Origin of the sequence: Arcanobacterium canis, assembly GCF_029625435.1 — a bacterium.
GTDB classification, from domain to species: domain Bacteria; phylum Actinomycetota; class Actinomycetes; order Actinomycetales; family Actinomycetaceae; genus Arcanobacterium; species Arcanobacterium canis.
Genome location: NZ_CP121208.1, coordinates 838,109 through 855,491 on the forward strand (window position 1 = coordinate 838,109; position 17,383 = coordinate 855,491).

A 17,383-nucleotide genomic window follows, 5' to 3' on the forward strand; every position below is an offset into this window, starting at 1 on the left:
ATGGTTGATTTTCGTTACCACCTCGTATCTTTGGTATCAGTTTTCTTAGCACTCGCTATCGGAGTGATTCTGGGAGCCGGCCCATTGCAGAACTCCATCGGTACTGCACTGTCGAATCGTGTTGAAGCGCTATCCGACACTAATGCGACCCTGGCTTCACAGAACGAGGGATTGACAAAATCTCAAGATGCTCAAAATCAAGCTATGGCACAGCTGATTCCTTCTCTATCCAAAGATGCGCTCGCAGGCAAAGCAGTTGCGTTTGTTGTCTTTCCAGGCGCACAAGATGACGTCGTGAGCCAAGCACGCGATGCCGTATCCAAGGCTGGGGCAAAGATCACTGGTGCAATGAATATCAACGAGGCGTGGACATCATCAGCGAATACTGCTTTCCGTACGGCATTTGCTGATCAGGTCAAGAGCTATGTGGCGAGTAAACCTGAGGCCCAGGATCCGAATAGCGTTCTTGGTGCTGCTCTTGCCCAAGTAGTGATTTCAGGTACTAAAGACCCGGCGAATGCCGACCTTCCGAATCTTCTGACCGGCGCCAAAACTCCGCTTGTCACACTTGACGATCTTGGAGCTAAGGCAGATGCCGTAGTGATCATCACCGCCGACACGGAATTACCCGGCACCCCAAATAAGATGAATCCCGAGCAGAAGGCACAAATGGAGTATGACGCCAAGGCACTGGCGGGCGTCGCTGAGATTGTTGCGACAAAAGCGCCAACGGTTGTCTTCGGCTCCGCAGACTCGGCAAATGATGTGGCCCGTGTCGTGCGAGAGGCGAAGAGCAAGGCATCGACAGTTGATTCGCCAGCGTTGACGGTTTCACAACTCAATGTGGTTCTTGCACTTGTCCAGGAACTTGCTGGTAAAGAAGTGAACCTTGGCTTTGACGACGGTGTCTCTGCTGCTGTCGGTCCGCTGGAGAAGGTTCCTGCGCCAGCGGCAACGGCAAAGGCGGATGCAAAGTGATGCGGCCAGCTTTCGTCGGTGCGCTCGTGACCGGGCTGGCGACCGTCGCTTTGTCAAAGCTTCGTCAGTCGTCGTGGGATCGCACGTCTTTTTCAGGTTCGACGGTATCGCTGACAGGTGGTCTAGCAACCGCAACCGGAGCCATTGCGTCGAGTGGTGCTGCAGCGTCGGCCCCGGCGATCGTTGCAAGTGCTGCGGGCGCATGTGCAGGTTATGTCGATGATCATCTCGAAGAATCCTTCGGTGCGAAAGGTAAAGGCTTTAAAGGACATCTCGGTGCGCTTTCACGCGGCGAAGTTACTTCTGGAGCAGTGAAAATTCTCGGTGTGGGCTTAGGTGCAGGCGTCGCAGGATGGTTGATTTCCGCGCGCTACACAGGCGTATCACGTGTTGTGGATGCAGGGGTGAACACAGTGTTGATCGCGGGCACGGCGAATCTCCTCAATCTTTTCGATCTGCGCCCTGGACGTGCGCTTAAGGTTGCGTTGGCTGTCTCGACTCCGCTAGCACTTGCAGGGAACAAAACTGCAGCTGGTGTGGTGGGGACGTCGGTTGCATCATTGCCAACGGATCTCGCGGGGGCAACAATGCTGGGTGACTTAGGGGCAAATGCTCTGGGCGCCCAAGTGGGCGTCGCTGTTGCGCAGCGGTTGCCACTGCTTGGACGTCTTCTGGCGACTGCGGGGGTCGTGGGACTCACTTATGCCTCGGAAAAGATTTCATTTTCGAAAGTGATCGACGAATGCGCACCACTGCGATTCGTTGACCAGCTAGGTCGCCCATGAAAAAGCTTCTCGCCAGCGTGGTGGGAGCGGCCGGGGTGATCGCGCTTCTCACCCTAGCTTCAAGGCTGATGGGTCTTGTGCGCAAACTTGCTCAATCGTGGGCGCTGTCGGATGGCGTTGTTGCCACAGCATACGACACATCAAATACAATCCCGAATGTTTTGTTTGAGGTTGCCGCGGGCGGCGCTCTTGCTGGAGCAGTAATCCCACTTATTTCTGGTTTTCTTGCTAAACGGATGAAAACCGAAGTGGAAGTAACGGTTTCTGCTTTGTTGACGTGGGTAGTGGTCATTGGTACTCCGATCGCAGTGATCGTGGCGTTGCTCGCTGGCCCGATTTCGGCAGTTGTCTTGGGCAGTGGCGCGAGCGGTTCAGCTCATGAGATTGCCACATCTTTGCTCCGCGTCTTCGCTCTTCAGGTGCCAATCTACGGCGTCTCTGTTGTGACCACGGGTGTCCTGCAAGCTCACGGAAGATTCGTGCTTCCTGCTTTATCTCCGCTCCTGTCATCGATTATCGTTACACTGACATTTGTGGTGTACGGAGCAACTTCGTCCTTAGGTGGCGTTCCAAGTGCAACACATCTGGCTCTTCTGGCGTGGGGGACGACGGTGGGAGTGATTGTGTTTTCACTTCCTCAGCTCATCCCCGTCGCTCGACTGATAAAAATTCGGCCAACGTTGCACTTTCCACCTGGCGTTGCACAGCGTACCGTGCGCCTGGCAGGGGCCGGCCTGGCAGCTCTGACAGCACAACAAATCGCTATCATTGCGATCATGGTGACCACAAATTCGCTTGGTGGCGTGGGAGCGTACGCGGCCTATAATTACGCTTATTCAATTTACATGGTCCCTTATGCCGTCCTTGCCGTGCCAATCGCAACTGCCGTTTTCCCACGGATTTCTGAGGCTGTAGGTAAGGGTGATTGGGAGCTTTCGCATCTTCTCGTGGCACGGTCGACGAGACTCATCATCGCTGCCGGTTTGATTGCTGGAGCTTTGCTGGTGGCGCTGTCACGCCCCGCTGCTGTCGTGATTTCCGTTGGGCGTTCGATTCCGGGAATTGAACAAGCAATGGTTGCGATGGGTGTCTCACTGGTTGGATTCTCGCTTCTCTATCATGGCGCTCGAGTCCTCTATGCACTTGATGCTGGAGGGAAGGTTGTTCGGGCGAATAGTGTCGCCTGGCTCGGAGTTGTTGTTTGTTTGGCAGGGGGCTGGCTTATCGGGATCAGTGGACGCGTACCTACTCTGATCCTCGTGGGAACTGCAATGAGTATCGGCATGTGCCTGGGAGCGTTCGTTCAGCTTAGTGCCATCCGAGCACAAGCCGGATCAGAATCGATTGCTGGTGTCGGCCGGCTTTTCCTTCTCTTAACCCCGATCACTGTGGTGGTAACTGCTATTTCTTGGTATTCCACTACACAGATAATGCACAGCATGGGTGGCATATTGGGGGCTATCATTGCGGCGGTCATCGGCGCACTAATCGTCTGTGCAGGTGCAGGTGCTGCAGCATTTTATTTTGACCGAGGCGCGATCGCGTCGTTGAAAAGAAAGTGATCAGCATGTATTCACTGAGTGATCAATCTGCACCTGACCACGTGCAAGTGATCGAAACTTATAGAGAAGATTCATCACCGATTTTCTCTGTCTGCCATGATACTGTCCGATTTCGCAACGGTGATGTGGTCACGCGTGATGTCGTCACTCACCAAGATGCCGTGGGAATCGTCGCTCTTCGAAATGAAGAGGATCCTGAAATTCTCCTTATTCGGCAGTATCGTCATCCGTTGAAAGAAATGATGTGGGAAATTCCTGCCGGATTGTGTGATCACGAGGGCGAAGCTCCTGTAGAAACTGCAGCTCGTGAGTTAGCGGAAGAGGCGCAATTACATGCACAATCCTGGGAAGAGCTCGCTCGTTTTGCATCATCACCGGGTTTTTGTACCGAGCGGGTGACGATTTTCTTGGCCCGGTCTATCGTAAAAACGTCCAGGCCACGAGATTTTATCCTCGAAGGTGAAGAAGCGGAAATTGAGACACGATGGGCGCCATTGCACGAAGTTGTCGATGCTGTGATAGCCGGTCAGCTAACGTCTCCCAGCCTTATCATTGGAGTTCTGGCAGCGGCACGGCGATTTTCTTAGGGCACCCTTTCTCGAGTGATTCCAGTTACGTCAGGGGCCAGTTTTCTGTGCATTGACGGCTAATTTGCATTCGGCCCATCGGGACATACGACCCAAGCACTTGCATTTATGGAATTTAGAAACAAAAATGTTTTCTAAACACGAAGTGCTGGAGGTGGAACATGTCTGAACTAGGTGACAGCAGTACATGTGACCAGGTGCTTCGGCTCATTATTGAACACGGCCCGATTAGCGCTGGTGACCTTGCGAAGCTATTGGTTTTGACACCTGCTGCTGTGCGGCGCCACGTATCATCGCTCGTCACTGACGGGTTGATTACCGAGCACGAAGTACCAAAACTCGGTCCGGCGAAGCGCGGACGTCCCTCTCGTAAATATGTGGCAACGCAAGCGGGGCAAGCTGAGCTTGCGGAGGGATATTCTGATATCGCGAATGCAGCACTGGCGTTTGTCGCGCATGAGCTTGGTGAAGAGGGCATCGAGAATTTCGTTGACAGCCGCGTCAACGAAATTCAAAAGCGTTACCTTCCTGAAGTAACGAAAGCTGACAGCCTTATCGGCCGTGTCGAGTCTCTGGCGGCTTCCTTAAACAAGGATGGGTATGCGACGTCACTTCGATCGGGAGGACCGCGAGGAATTGCTATTCAACTGTGTCAAGGACACTGCCCGATCCAAGATGTCGCAGCGCAATTTCCTGGGCTTTGTGAAGCGGAGACACGCGCATTCGCTCATTTACTTGATGTTCCCATCCAGAGGCTTTCGACGCTCGCTGGAGGGGCTCACGTGTGTACCACCAATATTCCCCTTGGAATTCCAAGGAAAAATCTGGGCGCCTGACGCCCACATGGCAATTCGCCACTGGAAAGGAAATCCATGACTCAACCTGTTGTGGGGCAGAAAGAAACTCTGTCCCAGGAAGAGACGATCGCTTCGATCGGAAATTACCAGTTCGGCTGGCATGATTCCGACGAAGCTGGCAGCAAGGCAAAACGTGGCCTAAACGAGGACGTTGTCCGAGATATTTCAGCGCGCAAGGGAGAGCCCGAGTGGATGCTGAAAAAGCGACTGAAGGCACTCAAACTTTTTGAACGCCGTCCGATGCCGACGTGGGGTGCGGACCTTTCCGGTATTGATTTTGATTCAATCAAGTACTACGTGAAGTCCACAGAAGGAGCAGCAGCCTCATGGGAGGATCTGCCCTCTGACATCAAGGCGACCTACGATCGATTGGGAATCCCAGAGGCCGAAAAAGCGCGTCTGGTTGCCGGCGTCGCTGCACAATACGAATCTGAAGTGGTCTACCACAAGATTCGTGAAGACCTTGAGCAACAAGGTGTGATTTTCCTTGATACGGATACTGGCCTGCGCGAGCACCCTGAAATCTTCGAGGAGTTCTTTGGAACAGCGATTCCACTCGGTGATAACAAGTTTGCGTCGCTGAATTCCGCTGTGTGGTCAGGTGGCTCGTTTGTCTACGTACCCAAGGGTGTTCATGTTGAGATCCCGCTCCAGGCTTACTTCCGTATCAACACGGAAAACATGGGGCAGTTCGAGCGCACGCTGATTATTGCTGACGAAGGTTCCTACGTTCACTACGTTGAGGGGTGTACTGCTCCGATTTACTCCAGTGACTCGCTCCACTCCGCAGTCGTCGAAATCTTCGTCAAGAAGGATGCGCGTGTGCGTTATACGACGATCCAGAACTGGTCGAACAACGTATATAACTTGGTCACGAAGCGCGCCATGGTTGAGCAGGGCGGCGTGATGGAATGGATCGACGGCAATATCGGTTCAAAAGTGACGATGAAATATCCCGCTGTCTACCTCATGGGTGAACAAGCTCGCGGTGAAACACTATCCATCGCTTTTGCAGGCGAGGGACAACATCAGGACACAGGCTCAAAGATGGTGCATATGGCGCCCAATACTCATTCTTCGATTGTTTCTAAGTCGGTGGCACGCGGTGGCGGACGAGCCGCTTACCGCGGGCTTGTCCAAGTCAACCCGAATGCGCGCCATTCAAAGTCGAATGTGCTGTGTGATGCGCTTCTGGTTGACCAAATTTCGCGTTCAGATACATATCCCTATGTGGATGTCCGCACTGACGACGTCGAGATGGGACACGAGGCAACAGTTTCCAAGGTGAGTGAAGACCAGTTGTTCTACCTCATGTCACGTGGAATGGAAGAGACCGAGGCGATGGCGATGATCGTGCGTGGTTTCGTTGAACCGATTGCACGTGAGTTGCCAATGGAGTATGCCCTCGAACTCAACCGACTCATTGAATTGCAGATGGAAGGAGCAGTTGGCTGATGGCTGACGAATTCAAGAATACTGGCTCATCACGTGCCGACCGCCCGCTGTCTTTCGTCGGAGCAGATTACGGAGTACCTGTAGGTACTGAAGAAGACTGGCGATTTACCCCTCTTGAGCGAATGGAGGAGTTCTTTGCTGATTCCTTCACCTCAGATCACATCGAGATCAGTGCGCGTGGCGGCGTTGAACTGACCGAAGTTGACCGCACTGATTCGCGCCTCGGTACCACCATTCCACCTGAGGACCGTGTCGGTGCCACGACCTGGGAAAGCTTCGAGAAGGCATATGTTCTGTCTATTCCTCGAGATAAGAAGGTTGACGAAGAAGTTGTTGTCACCTTCCGTGGAACCGGCGCCGACGACGTTGCCCCGGCTCACCTTTTTGTGGAAGCTCAGCAACATTCTGAAGCAACAGTGATTCTTGACCACGTCGGCGAAGGAAAACTTGCTGAAGGCGTGGAAATTAGCCTTGGAGATGGCGCACACCTGACGCTCGTCACCCTGCAGGATTGGGAAGAACATGCAGTACATGCTGCCTCTCACCGAATCAAAGTGGGACGTGACGCGACGCTCAAGCATATCGTCGTCTCGCTCGGTGGCGATCTGATTCGCGTGACGTCGAGCGTTGATTTCGCTGGACCGGGCGGTGACGTCACGATGCTCGGCGCGTACTTCGTCGATGAAGGTCAGCACATGGAGCACCGACTCTTCGTTGATCACAATGTTCCTAACGCAAAGTCTAATGTGGCCTACAAGGGCGCTCTCCAGGGAGACCAGGCTCACTCGGTCTGGGTCGGCGATGTTCTTATCGGAAAGGACGCACAGGGTACTGATACCTATGAGCTGAACCGAAATCTGATTTTGACCGAAGGCGCTAGCGCAGACTCGGTGCCGAATTTGGAGATCGAAACGGGCGAAATCGAGGGGGCAGGCCATGCGTCGGCGACTGGCCGTTTCGATGATGAGCAGCTTTTCTACCTCATGGCACGCGGCATTCCTGAAGACGAGGCACGTCGTTTGGTGGTTCGAGGATTCTTCGCCGAGCTCATTAATCAGATCGGTGTCAACTCCGTACAGGAGAAGCTGATGGCCAAGATCGAAGATGAACTCAATCTTACGGGTGAGCTGTAATGGCAGATCTCGTTGTGTGCAAGGTCGGTGACGTCGCTCCCGGCGATGTCGATGCCTTCACTATCGAAACCGGAAACGGAGAGCATGTCTTTGCGGTGGTGCATTCCGAATCTGATCAGTGGTTCACGATGGACAATCGTTGCAGTCATGGACGATTTAAGCTCTCGGAAGGCCTTGTCGAGGACGAGACGATCGAATGTACTCGTCACGGCTCCATCTTCGAACTCCCATCAGGACAAGCACTGAATCCTCCGGCGTCCACCCCGATCAAAACGTATCCAACTCGTATCGAAGGCGACGACGTCGTCATCGATTTTTAAGTTATTCCTACCAAGAGAAAAGAAAACAACGTGTCCACACTGGAACTGAAGAATTTACACGTCTCGGTTGACACCGAAGATGGCCCGAAGCCGATCCTGAAGGGCGTCAACCTTGTCGTCAACGACGGCGAAATTCACGCTGTAATGGGCCCTAACGGCTCAGGAAAGTCCACAACAGCCTACGCGATTGCAGGTCACCCGAAGTACCATGTGACCGAGGGGCAGATTTTGCTTGATGGTGTTGACGTCACCGAGATGACAGCCGACGAGCGCGCACGTGCCGGTCTCTTCCTTGCGATGCAGTATCCGGTGGAAGTCCAGGGCGTGTCGGTGACGAATTTCCTTCGCACTGCGAAGACGGCAGTCGATGGCGAAGCTCCGAAGGTACGTGAGTGGGTCAAGCTCATGAACCAGGCGATGACTGATCTGAAGGTCGATCCCGAGTTTGCCAATCGCGACATCAACGTCGGCTTTTCCGGTGGTGAGAAGAAGCGCCTTGAAATCCTTCAGATGGAGGTACTTAAGCCGAAGTTTGCTGTGCTCGATGAAACTGATTCGGGCCTGGACGTTGATGCGTTGCGCCTTGTTTCTGAAGGTGTGAACCGAGTTCATGAGAATAACGGCAACGGCATTCTCCTCATTACTCACTACACGCGTATCTTGAAGTACATCAAGCCGCAGTTCGTCCATGTTTTCGTTGACGGACGCATTGTGGAGTCGGGTGGCCCTGAGCTTGCCGATAAGCTTGAGGCTGAGGGCTACGAAAACTACGGTGAGGATCGCGCCTAATGACAGCGTGCGCACCTCGAGAGGACTTCCCAATTTTGCAGCGTACTGTTGCAGATGGGAAGCCTCTTGTGTACCTCGATTCGGGTGCAACATCGCAAAAGCCTCAGGTTGTCATTGATGCGGTGAACCATATTGAGCTCTATTCAAACGGTGCTGTTAAACGTGGTTCACATCAGCTCGCGGCTGAGGCGACTGTTGCTTATGAACAAGCTCGCGAGAAAGTTGCGCGTTTTGTGGGAGCCGACGTCGATGAAATCGTCTGGACGAAGAACTCGACAGAAGCTTTAAACCTCATTGCGTATTCCCTTGGCAACGCGAATCTTGGACGCGGCCCGGAGGGTCTTCGGCTTGGTCCGGGCGACAACCTCGTTGTGACCGAGGCTGAACACCATTCGAATTTGGTGCCGTGGCAAGAACTTGCCTTGCGTACCGGAGCCACTCTTCGTTGGATCGGCTTGACCGATGATGGACGGCTTGATCTGTCCACTCTCAACGTGATTGATGAGCACACTCAAGTGGTCGCGTTTACCCACGTCTCGAACGTGACGGGTGCAGTGAGTCCGGTAGAAAAAATTACGCAGGTTGCGCATAACGTTGGGGCTCTGGTTGTCCTCGACTCGTGCCAGTCAGTACCGCATATGCCAGTCGATTTCCATGCACTTGATGTGGATTTTGCCTGTTTCTCTAGTCATAAGATGATGGGGCCCACCGGAATTGGGGGCCTGTATGCTAAGCGCGAATTGTTAGCGCAACTTCCGCCGTTCCTCTTTGGGGGATCGATGGTGGCTGTTGTTGAGATGGACAAAACCTCGTACCTGCCGGCTCCGGAAAAATTTGAAGCCGGTTCGCAGCCAGTTGCGCAAGCGGTGGGTTTGGGAGCAGCAGTGGACTATCTCAGTGCCATTGGGATGGAAAAAATCGCTGCTCACGAGCATCGTTTGACAGTGCGTACACTTGAAGGAATCGTGGAGATTCCTGGCGTGCGCGTGCTTGGGCCGACGACGACGTTTGACCGCGCAGGAGCAATCGCCTTCGCAGTGGACGGAGTCCATCCCCACGACGTCGGGCAGGTTCTCGACGCGGAAGGTGTCCAGGTTCGCGTCGGACACCATTGTGCGCAACCCGTCCATCGGCATTTTGGCGTCGATTCCTCAAGCCGCGTTTCTTTCGCCGCCTATAACACAGAAGAAGAAGTGGACGCTTTCCTCGCTGCATTGGCGAAAGTGAGACCGTTCTTTGGATTGGAAAATAAATGAGTGCCCTTGACCAGATGTACCAGGAAATTATCCTGGAGGCTTCGAAGGAGCGATATGGTGAAGGCCTACTCGATTCTCCTGACGGAGAGTCGTTCCAGGTCAACACCACGTGCGGTGATCAAGTTACTATGCAGGTAAAACTTGCTGACGACGGCGTTCATTTTGGCGCTGTCGGATGGCACGGCTCTGGATGCTCGATCTCACAAGCGTCGATTTCGATCCTCAACGAAATGGTTGAGGGGAAAACTGTTGACGAGTTCGAGCACCTTTACGAGACATTCCGGGCAATGATGGATAAGCAAGGCACGGCAATCTCTGCTGAGGATGCGGACTTGCTTGAAGACGCCTCTGCATTCCAGGGTGTATCGAAGTTTCCCATGCGCATTAAATGTGCGCTTCTGGGATGGATGGCACTTCGTGATGCCACCGATAAAGCTCTCAAAGCAAAGGAGAACTGATGAGTGAGAACGTAGCCCCACCGACAGTGGCAGATGTCGAAGAAGCGCTTCGCGATGTGATTGACCCTGAGCTTGGGATCAACGTCGTCGATCTTGGCCTTCTGTATGGCATCACAATGGAAGGGAAATCAGCGGTCGTAGATATGACGTTAACATCTGCCGCGTGCCCGCTCACCGATATGATCGAGGAGCAAGCGGCTGTAGCCACCGCCGGACTCGTTGATGATTTCCGTATCAACTGGGTATGGCTTCCACCGTGGGGCCCTGACAAGATCACCGACGATGGACGCGCGCAGTTGCGTGCGCTCGGCTTCAATGTCTGACGTGTGACGATGCAGAGGTAGCGTGAGCGCCAGTGTATCCTCAATTTTTCCCGATTGAAGTGTGGTAACGTGAATGACGCTGTGCGGATGTCTCGATGTTAATTCTTCGAGCGGCGCAGTTCATTTGGAAAAATCGTCGTAACAGGGGCGCTAGGTGGCCACTGTGCGCAGGTAAGGAGCGCTCGTATGAAATGGCTAAGCAAATCGAAGCTGCTCATTGCAGTCGGTGTTGTGATGGCGCTAGGTGCTTGTGGCCAGGTAAGTAGTGGTAAGTCGGCGTCGTCAACGAGCCCGGATGACCTCATCGTGTTCGGTGCAGCGTCACTCAACACAGTTCTGCCAGATATCGCTCAACAGGCATTTTCTCCTCAATCGTCGGGAACATCGGTGCGCTTCAATTTCAATGGTTCATCATCGTTGGTTGACCAAATGAGCAGTGGAGCGCCAGTGGATGTCCTGCTGACTGCTGACGAAAAGAACATGAAAAATGCTGTGAGTAAGGGACTTGTTCGAGATCCACAAGTTTTCACGTCGAATACGCTGGTGCTGGTAGTTCCCAAGGCGAATCCCGCTGGAATCACGGGGTTTTCAACTTCGCAGCTTGACGGACGAAAAATTGTGACATGTGCCAAGCGGGTACCATGTGGCCGGGCGACGGACAAGCTGACGGCGTTAACGAAAACGACTATCCATCCAGTCAGTGAAGAGCAATCTGTCACCGACGTCGTCGGCAAGGTGACGAGCGGAGAAGCGGATGCTGGCATTGTGTATAAAACCGATGCGAAATTAGCCGGAGACAAAGTGAAGACTTTCGAGATTCCGCGCTCGGATGAGGTTGTCAATCGGTATATGATTGCGGTGGCGAAAGACGCGCCGAATCCGCAGCAGGCTGCCAAATTTGTGGACTCAGTTCTCAGTACTCGAGGTCAGTCGCTCTTGCAAGAATATGGGTTCATGAAAGTGGCGAAGTAGGCTGTGCCTTCGTTGTACCCTCGTGTCCGTCGTCGTCTTGTCTACGCTCCGTGGCTCGCAATGCCGGCTGCCTTAGCGGCACTCTTTCTCATCATTCCGCTCATTGCTGTGATCAACCGTGTCCCCTGGGAGAGTTTCGTCGATCTGATCGTTAACCCAAGCTCTCAAATGGCACTGTGGCTCTCTCTTCGTACCTGCCTGATCGCAACAATGATTACGGTTCTTCTGGGTGTCCCGTTCGCGATGGTGATGGCGCGGACACGTCAGGAGTGGTGGGCACGCTTGTTGCGCATCGTGGTTCTTCTGCCCATGGTTTTGCCACCTGTCGTCGCTGGTTTGGCACTGCTCCTGGCGTGGGGGAGACATGGGCTGATCGGTAAATATCTCAATATCCTCGGTATTTCCGTAAGTTTCTCGACGATCGCGGTGATCATTGCGCAAGTCTTCGTCTCCCTGCCGTTCCTGATTACATCGTTGGAAGGTGCGCTACGCGCTCAGGGTGAAGCGTATGAGGAAACTGCCCGGGTATTGGGCGCGGGACGGTCTCGAACATTTTTCTCAGTCAGTTTGCCCTTAATGCTTCCGGCTCTAGTTTCTGGAATCGCTTTGAGTTTTGCACGTTCGATGGGAGAGTTTGGCGCCACCATTACCTTCGCCGGCTCGCTCGAAGGCGTGACCCGGACGATGCCGCTGGAAATCTATCTTCAACGTGAAGTCAATACTGATCAGGCGTTGGCTCTCGCACTGGTGTTAATTCTCCTCGCGGTCGCGATGCTTGTGATTGCCAATAGTGCCAGCGCATTTCCTCGCACGTCAGCTGCACAGCCACACCACTGTGACGACGTTGTGGCTTGCGATATTCCTCAAATCGCGCGGCACAGTGATCGCAGCGCGCCTTCAATCACTGTTCATGCTCGCGTCGCGCAACGATCAGTCGATCTTGATCTCGAACTTGCCGGTGGCTCAGCGACTGCGGTGATGGGACCGAATGGTTCGGGCAAATCTACACTGTTGGGGCTCATTGCAGGAACCGTTGAACCCACCCAAGGCTCTGTGGAGTATGATCGACGTAGTCCGCGTGTCGTGTTGCTCCAACAAAATCCACTACTGTTCCCACACCTCAACGTTGTGAGAAATGTTGAATTCGGTTTAAGAGCGAGGGGAGAGAATCGCCAATCTGCTCGTGAACGGGCAATGCATGAACTGGAACTCGTGGGCATGTCAGCCTTTGCGAAGCGTGCGAGTTGGCAGCTTTCTGGCGGTCAGGCTCAACGTGTTGCCATTGCGCGTGCGATGGCAACGGATCCCGACGTTGTCCTCCTCGATGAACCATTCGCTGGCTTGGATGAATACACCACCGATCGTGTCCGTCAGGGCTTCCAACACAGGCTTTCTCATGAATCGGTGACGACGGTTCTTGTCACACACGATCCCGTTGATGCACAGTATCTTGCGCGTGACGTGGTGATTCTTCGACATGGGAGAATATGGCGTCGTTTTTCAGTGGAGGAACACTTCGGTGGTATTTCTCAATAGACGTGTTTTATTCTGTACTTTTCGTACCCAAGACATTGTCGATTATTGCTGAAAAGGAGGGCTGATGCCTAGAGCACATGAGCAGTTGGGTCTCGTCGATTCATACGGACGTATTGCCCGCGATTTGCGAGTGTCATTGACTGACCGATGCAATCTTCGTTGTCAATATTGTATGCCCGCTGATGGCGTGGAATTCATGCCCACTGACCAAGTGTTAAGCGACGAAGAGGTCATTCGGCTCATCGGGCTAGCAGTGTGCGAGCTTGGGATCACTCGAGTGAGGTTCACCGGTGGGGAACCTCTGATGCGGCGTGGCCTCGAGGATATCGTGGCTGCCACAGCGACATTGCACACGCCCGACGGTGATCCCGTTGACATCTCACTGACAACTAACGCGCTTGGACTGGATAAACGCGCGGCTCGCCTTCATGAAGCAGGACTTCGGCGAGTCAATATTTCTCTTGATTCAGCCACGCGGAGTGAATATACCAAACTGACGAGGCGAGACCGTTTTGACGATGCGATTGCTGGTATCCGCGAATCGATCCGGGTTGGCCTGTCGCCTGTCAAAATTAATACTGTGGTTATGCCAGGAATCAACGATCAGTCGGTTGAGGAGCTCGTGATGCTCGGTCTGGAATTAGGCGTAACGGTCCGATTCATTGAGTTTATGCCGATTGGAGTTCCTGGCGCGTGGCACAATTCTGATGTCATCTCAGCCCAAACCCTCCGAGCACGCTTGGCTGAGCATTTCACATTGACACCGAGCTCGATTGACCGTGGAAGCTCTCCTGCACAGGTGTGGGATATTGCTGGGGGTTCTTACCGCGGGGTCTCGCATCCAGCCGGACACATCGGATTCATCAGTTCTGTGACAGCGCCTTTCTGCGGCGACTGCGATCGCACTCGTTTAACTGCAGAGGGGAACGTACGCTCGTGCTTGTTTTCCGATGAGGAGACAAGTTTGCGCGATTTGATGCGATCAGGGGCCAGTGATTCAGAACTTGCCCAAGTATGGCGTCAGACAATGTGGGGCAAACCCTTTGGGCATGAAATCAACACCCCAGGGTTTACCCCACCAACTCGTCCGATGAGTGCCATCGGCGGATAACGAAAGGAAATAATGAATATCGAGGTTCGATATTTTGCTGGAATAGCACAGGAGATAGGCACGACCGCTGAACAGGTTGAAGTCCCCGGTGATGTGAACATTGATGGATTGGTTGATATCTTGAGTGAACGTCATGGCGCGCACGCGACGCGTCAGTTCGGAGTGTGCGCCTTCCTTGTGGACGGTCGTGTCGTCGCTCGAGACGCTCAGCTCCCACTCAACGCAGTCGTTGATGTCCTTCCTCCTTTTGCCGGAGGGTGACCTAGGCCATCCCTGACCACTGCGACGTCCCGTCAGAGAAATCTTGTTTTTTCCACACTGGCAGTTCAAGCTTGATACGGTTCACAAGTGTGTCAAGGGCCAAAAATGCTTCTTTTCGATGGGAAGCGCTCACAGCGGCACCAAGGGCGACATCTCCAATGTCGAGGTGGCCGACACGGTGCTGGACGGCGATGGCGTGGAGTCCGAATTCCATCGCCACCTTCTGTGCAATGTCCGCTAACGTCGATGAAGCAGACGGATGTGCGCAATAGTCGATTCCATCGACACTTCGGCCGAGGTCATGGTTTCGTACGCGACCATTGAATACCAGAACTGCTCCTGCGGCATCATTCATCACAGACGCTTCGAGGCCGGCTAAATCAATGGGCTGTTCGCTCACATGAGCCGTTGTCACGATCCCCGCACCAGTTGAACGTTCAGTATTAAACGCCAATTGTGCAGTGACGCTCTCGTGTGAGTGGGGTGTGGACGTGGGTGGAATGACAGAGTGGTCGCCGTCGGTAAGTTGGTCAGCAATGTGTGTAAAAAGAGGAGCCACAGCGGTGATGCCTTCTGCGACACCGTTCGGAGATCCCGGCAAGGTGATGATGCAGGAACGCGATTCACCGTCGTCGATGATTCCGGCGACTGAGCGAGTCATACACGCTGTGACGACCTTGGAACTGCGTCGAATGAGTTCCGGGATACCCGTGATTTCGAACGACAAGAGCGAACTCACCGCCTGTGGTGTCAGATCGCGACGGGTGATTCCAGTGCCGCCAGTGGTGACGATGATTGCAGCGCCGTTGTGCATCGCATCATAGATGGCACCCTGAACAGATTCGATTCCGTCTTCGACAACCGTGCTGAATACGACGTTGCCATGCTCAGCAAGGAGTTCGGCGCACAACGGTCCCGATTTATCGATAGCGGCGCCTCGGCTGACGCGATCGGAAACAGTAATGACCCCAAATGTAATGTGTGACTTCGACATGGGATAATCCTAAAGTCTGAATGCTACCAGCGAAAATGCAGGCACCAAGGAGTTGCTTTTGATGACACAAAATGATCGTTATGACCGCCATCTGAATCTTGCAGGATTTAATTCCGATGCGCAGGAAAAAATCGAGAACGCGCGAGTCGCGGTGATTGGGACGGGAGGCTTGGGCTCGCCAGTCCTTTTATATCTGGCTGCAGCTGGTATTGGAACACTGGGGCTCATTGACAACGATTTGGTTGACACCTCGAATTTGCAACGTCAAGTCATTCATGACACTCCTCGTGCGGGGATGGAGAAGACTTTCAGCGCGGCGCAGTCGATTCGAGCGCTCAATCCGTCAGTTGAGGTTCTCGCCATGCAAAAGCAGCTCACGCCTCAAAACGCTCGTGAGACACTTGACTCCTACGACATCGTGGTTGACTGTTCCGATAATTTTCCAACGCGCTACCTAGTCGATGAGGTGTGTGAGTCACTGTCGATTCCCCACGTATGGGGAGCAGTCACTGCGTACTACGGGCAGGTGAGCGTATTTGCCCACGACGGCAACTCACGCCTGCACGATCTTTACCCGTACACGGAAGATTTTTCACAATTGCCGTCACCGGCAGAAAAAGGAACGTTCGGGCCGATGTGCGGCATGGTTGGTTCCCTCATGGCAGGAGAGACCGTGAAAATGATCACGGGAATAGGCCAGCCACTTATCGGCAGAATTGCCCTGATCGATACCGAATCTGGCACTCTTCGGACTGTCTCAATCAACAAATGAAAGCTCATTATGAAGACTGTTGAAGAACATTTCTCAGATGTCTTGGCCCTTGCTCATCCGACACAGATTGAGTACGTCTCGCTGGAACAGGCATGGGGCCGTACTCTCGCAGCTAATCTCACCGCGCGTTATCCTGTCCCACCATTTACCAACGCGGCAATGGACGGGTTCGCTGTGCGTTGCGATGACGTCAACGTTGGACAACCGCTGGCCGTCGTCGCTGACACTGCTGCCGGAGACAGTGCGGGTGAGTTAACTGAACCCGCAACTGCAGTACGCATCATGACTGGTGCGCCGATACCAGCCGGAGCTGACGCTGTTGTGAGAGTGGAAGATACCATCGACGCCGAAAAGAACATGTTGCCAACAGCGCCCACTCAGGTGGTGCCAACCTCAAACGTCTTACGCGGAGCAAATGTGCGCTTCCAAGGCGAAGACGTTGCAGTCGGCGATCCTGTCCTTGAACGTGGCACACGTTTGTCTCCCACCCACGTGAGCGCACTCGCGAGCGTGGGATACGGGCAAGTGCCAGTTCACAAACGTGTGAGAGTGACGGTCATTTCCACCGGTCACGAATTGCGAGCACCGGGTGAGGACCTTCTGCCTGGGCAGATTCCCGATTCCAATAGCCTGCTTGTGGCGGGGCTGTTGCGCGAATGCCACGCCGACATCCATATTCGCTCTGTTGCCTCAGATCAGAACGGCACTTTTGCGGAGGCTTTCGACAAAGCGGCTGCGGAATCGGACCTGGTGATCACAACGGGTGGAGTGAGTATGGGGGCTTTCGACGTCGTGAAAGCGACGTTGACATCTCGTGGAATCGCTTTCGCTCCGGTGGCAATGCAACCCGGAAAACCGCAAGGATGGGGAAGTGCCGGAAAGACTGCGGTGCTATGTCTGCCGGGTAATCCTGTGAGTGTTTTTGTTTCAATGCAACTTTTCGCTCTCCCTCTGGTTCGTGCGATGCAGGGGGGAATCGTTGACGACGTGTACTGCCATACCGAAGTTGCCGCAGCTGGAACAGGATGGAAACACAAGATCGGCAGGACTCAGTTTATGCCCGCACGTATTCGTGATGGCCACATCTATCCAGCCTCCGCGGGAGGGTCAGGATCTCACCTTGTGGCCTCGTTACCGCGCGCTCATGTCCTTGCTATCACACCCGCTGACCACGGAAACGTCTGTGCTGGAGACGATGTTCGATTCCTGCGCTATGCCCTATGACGAGAGAGAT

At 53.8% G+C, this 17,383-nt stretch carries 19 protein-coding genes; 18 read left to right on the forward strand and 1 reads right to left on the reverse strand.

Features of this window, described 5'->3' with window-relative positions; all coding sequences use genetic code 11:
- The 16 genes from P7079_RS03730 (at window position 1) to P7079_RS03805 (ending at window position 14,383) form a co-directional block, all read left to right on the forward strand.
- Window positions 1-978, forward strand: coding sequence for a copper transporter (locus tag P7079_RS03730; RefSeq protein WP_278013489.1), 978 nt, complete (start codon window positions 1-3; stop codon window positions 976-978).
- Window positions 975-1,763 (forward strand): hypothetical protein, encoded by a 789-nt coding sequence (locus tag P7079_RS03735; RefSeq protein WP_278013490.1) that lies wholly within the window; start codon window positions 975-977, stop codon window positions 1,761-1,763. Before P7079_RS03730 ends, P7079_RS03735 begins: the two co-directional genes overlap by 4 nt.
- Complete coding sequence (gene murJ / locus P7079_RS03740) at window positions 1,760-3,325, forward strand: murein biosynthesis integral membrane protein MurJ (RefSeq protein WP_278013491.1); 1,566 nt, start codon at window positions 1,760-1,762, stop codon at window positions 3,323-3,325. The genes P7079_RS03735 and murJ overlap by 4 nt, the downstream gene beginning before the upstream one ends.
- Before the next feature lie 5 nt (window positions 3,326-3,330).
- The gene (locus P7079_RS03745; RefSeq protein WP_278013492.1) at window positions 3,331-3,912 is read left to right on the forward strand and encodes an NUDIX domain-containing protein; all 582 of its coding nucleotides are present in this window, start codon (window positions 3,331-3,333) and stop codon (window positions 3,910-3,912) included.
- Window positions 3,913-4,073: 161 nt separating this feature from the next.
- Window positions 4,074-4,748, forward strand: coding sequence for a helix-turn-helix transcriptional regulator (locus tag P7079_RS03750; RefSeq protein WP_278013493.1), 675 nt, complete (start codon window positions 4,074-4,076; stop codon window positions 4,746-4,748).
- Window positions 4,749-4,784: 36 nt separating this feature from the next.
- Window positions 4,785-6,224 (forward strand): Fe-S cluster assembly protein SufB, encoded by a 1,440-nt coding sequence (gene sufB / locus P7079_RS03755; RefSeq protein ID WP_278013494.1) that lies wholly within the window; start codon window positions 4,785-4,787, stop codon window positions 6,222-6,224.
- Complete coding sequence (gene sufD / locus P7079_RS03760) at window positions 6,224-7,357, forward strand: Fe-S cluster assembly protein SufD (protein ID WP_278013495.1); 1,134 nt, start codon at window positions 6,224-6,226, stop codon at window positions 7,355-7,357. The genes sufB and sufD overlap by 1 nt, the downstream gene beginning before the upstream one ends.
- On the forward strand, window positions 7,357-7,677 hold the full coding sequence (locus P7079_RS03765; protein ID WP_278013496.1) for a non-heme iron oxygenase ferredoxin subunit: 321 nt from the start codon (window positions 7,357-7,359) through the stop codon (window positions 7,675-7,677). Before sufD ends, P7079_RS03765 begins: the two co-directional genes overlap by 1 nt.
- 30 nt (window positions 7,678-7,707) lie before the next feature.
- Complete coding sequence (gene sufC, locus P7079_RS03770) at window positions 7,708-8,466, forward strand: Fe-S cluster assembly ATPase SufC (RefSeq protein ID WP_278013497.1); 759 nt, start codon at window positions 7,708-7,710, stop codon at window positions 8,464-8,466.
- Window positions 8,466-9,722 carry a cysteine desulfurase gene (locus P7079_RS03775; RefSeq protein WP_278013498.1) on the forward strand — a complete coding sequence of 419 codons (1,257 nt, stop codon included), beginning with the start codon at window positions 8,466-8,468 and terminating at the stop codon, window positions 9,720-9,722. The genes sufC and P7079_RS03775 overlap by 1 nt, the downstream gene beginning before the upstream one ends.
- Window positions 9,719-10,180: a Fe-S cluster assembly sulfur transfer protein SufU gene (gene sufU, locus P7079_RS03780; protein ID WP_278013499.1), complete on the forward strand. Its 462-nt coding sequence runs from the start codon at window positions 9,719-9,721 to the stop codon at window positions 10,178-10,180. The genes P7079_RS03775 and sufU overlap by 4 nt, the downstream gene beginning before the upstream one ends.
- On the forward strand, window positions 10,177-10,503 hold the full coding sequence (locus tag P7079_RS03785; protein WP_278013599.1) for a metal-sulfur cluster assembly factor: 327 nt from the start codon (window positions 10,177-10,179) through the stop codon (window positions 10,501-10,503). Before sufU ends, P7079_RS03785 begins: the two co-directional genes overlap by 4 nt.
- Window positions 10,504-10,689: 186 nt before the next feature.
- Window positions 10,690-11,475 carry a molybdate ABC transporter substrate-binding protein gene (modA, locus tag P7079_RS03790; protein ID WP_278013500.1) on the forward strand — a complete coding sequence of 262 codons (786 nt, stop codon included), beginning with the start codon at window positions 10,690-10,692 and terminating at the stop codon, window positions 11,473-11,475.
- Between the two features lie 3 nt (window positions 11,476-11,478).
- Window positions 11,479-13,011: an ABC transporter permease gene (locus P7079_RS03795; protein ID WP_278013501.1), complete on the forward strand. Its 1,533-nt coding sequence runs from the start codon at window positions 11,479-11,481 to the stop codon at window positions 13,009-13,011.
- 64 nt (window positions 13,012-13,075) lie between these two features.
- Entirely contained in the window at window positions 13,076-14,122 is a 1,047-nt protein-coding gene (moaA, locus tag P7079_RS03800) for a GTP 3',8-cyclase MoaA (RefSeq protein ID WP_278013502.1), read from the forward strand.
- Window positions 14,123-14,134: 12 nt separating this feature from the next.
- On the forward strand, window positions 14,135-14,383 hold the full coding sequence (locus tag P7079_RS03805) for a MoaD/ThiS family protein (RefSeq protein ID WP_278013503.1): 249 nt from the start codon (window positions 14,135-14,137) through the stop codon (window positions 14,381-14,383).
- Window position 14,384: 1 nt separating this feature from the next.
- Here P7079_RS03805 and P7079_RS03810 read toward each other — a convergent pair whose 3' ends face one another.
- Window positions 14,385-15,377 (reverse strand): molybdenum cofactor biosynthesis protein MoaE, encoded by a 993-nt coding sequence (locus P7079_RS03810; protein ID WP_278013504.1) that lies wholly within the window; start codon window positions 15,375-15,377, stop codon window positions 14,385-14,387.
- A 61-nt stretch (window positions 15,378-15,438) separates the two neighbouring features.
- Here P7079_RS03810 and P7079_RS03815 point away from each other — a divergent pair, with 61 nt between their 5' ends.
- Both P7079_RS03815 and P7079_RS03820 read left to right on the forward strand, forming a co-directional pair.
- On the forward strand, window positions 15,439-16,149 hold the full coding sequence (locus P7079_RS03815) for a HesA/MoeB/ThiF family protein (protein ID WP_278013505.1): 711 nt from the start codon (window positions 15,439-15,441) through the stop codon (window positions 16,147-16,149).
- Between the two features lie 9 nt (window positions 16,150-16,158).
- Window positions 16,159-17,373 carry a molybdopterin molybdotransferase MoeA gene (locus tag P7079_RS03820; RefSeq protein ID WP_278013506.1) on the forward strand — a complete coding sequence of 405 codons (1,215 nt, stop codon included), beginning with the start codon at window positions 16,159-16,161 and terminating at the stop codon, window positions 17,371-17,373.
- The last annotated feature ends 10 nt before the right edge of the window (window positions 17,374-17,383 follow it).

Excerpts from the sequence above, each read along its gene's own strand:
- P7079_RS03730 (WP_278013489.1), top strand. The coding sequence starts at position 1 with ATGGTTGATTTTCGTTACCACCTCGTATCTTTGGTATCAGTTTTCTTA.
- murJ (WP_278013491.1), top strand. The coding sequence starts at position 1,760 with ATGAAAAAGCTTCTCGCCAGCGTGGTGGGAGCGGCCGGGGTGATCGCG.
- P7079_RS03745 (WP_278013492.1), top strand. The coding sequence starts at position 3,331 with ATGTATTCACTGAGTGATCAATCTGCACCTGACCACGTGCAAGTGATC.
- P7079_RS03750 (WP_278013493.1), top strand. The coding sequence starts at position 4,074 with ATGTCTGAACTAGGTGACAGCAGTACATGTGACCAGGTGCTTCGGCTC.
- sufB (WP_278013494.1), top strand. The coding sequence starts at position 4,785 with ATGACTCAACCTGTTGTGGGGCAGAAAGAAACTCTGTCCCAGGAAGAG.
- sufD (WP_278013495.1), top strand. The coding sequence starts at position 6,224 with ATGGCTGACGAATTCAAGAATACTGGCTCATCACGTGCCGACCGCCCG.
- P7079_RS03765 (WP_278013496.1), top strand. The coding sequence starts at position 7,357 with ATGGCAGATCTCGTTGTGTGCAAGGTCGGTGACGTCGCTCCCGGCGAT.
- P7079_RS03775 (WP_278013498.1), top strand. The coding sequence starts at position 8,466 with ATGACAGCGTGCGCACCTCGAGAGGACTTCCCAATTTTGCAGCGTACT.
- sufU (WP_278013499.1), top strand. The coding sequence starts at position 9,719 with ATGAGTGCCCTTGACCAGATGTACCAGGAAATTATCCTGGAGGCTTCG.
- modA (WP_278013500.1), top strand. The coding sequence starts at position 10,690 with ATGAAATGGCTAAGCAAATCGAAGCTGCTCATTGCAGTCGGTGTTGTG.
- moaA (WP_278013502.1), top strand. The coding sequence starts at position 13,076 with ATGCCTAGAGCACATGAGCAGTTGGGTCTCGTCGATTCATACGGACGT.
- P7079_RS03805 (WP_278013503.1), top strand. The coding sequence starts at position 14,135 with ATGAATATCGAGGTTCGATATTTTGCTGGAATAGCACAGGAGATAGGC.
- P7079_RS03810 (WP_278013504.1), bottom strand. The coding sequence starts at position 15,377 with ATGTCGAAGTCACACATTACATTTGGGGTCATTACTGTTTCCGATCGC.
- P7079_RS03815 (WP_278013505.1), top strand. The coding sequence starts at position 15,439 with ATGACACAAAATGATCGTTATGACCGCCATCTGAATCTTGCAGGATTT.
- P7079_RS03820 (WP_278013506.1), top strand. The coding sequence starts at position 16,159 with ATGAAGACTGTTGAAGAACATTTCTCAGATGTCTTGGCCCTTGCTCAT.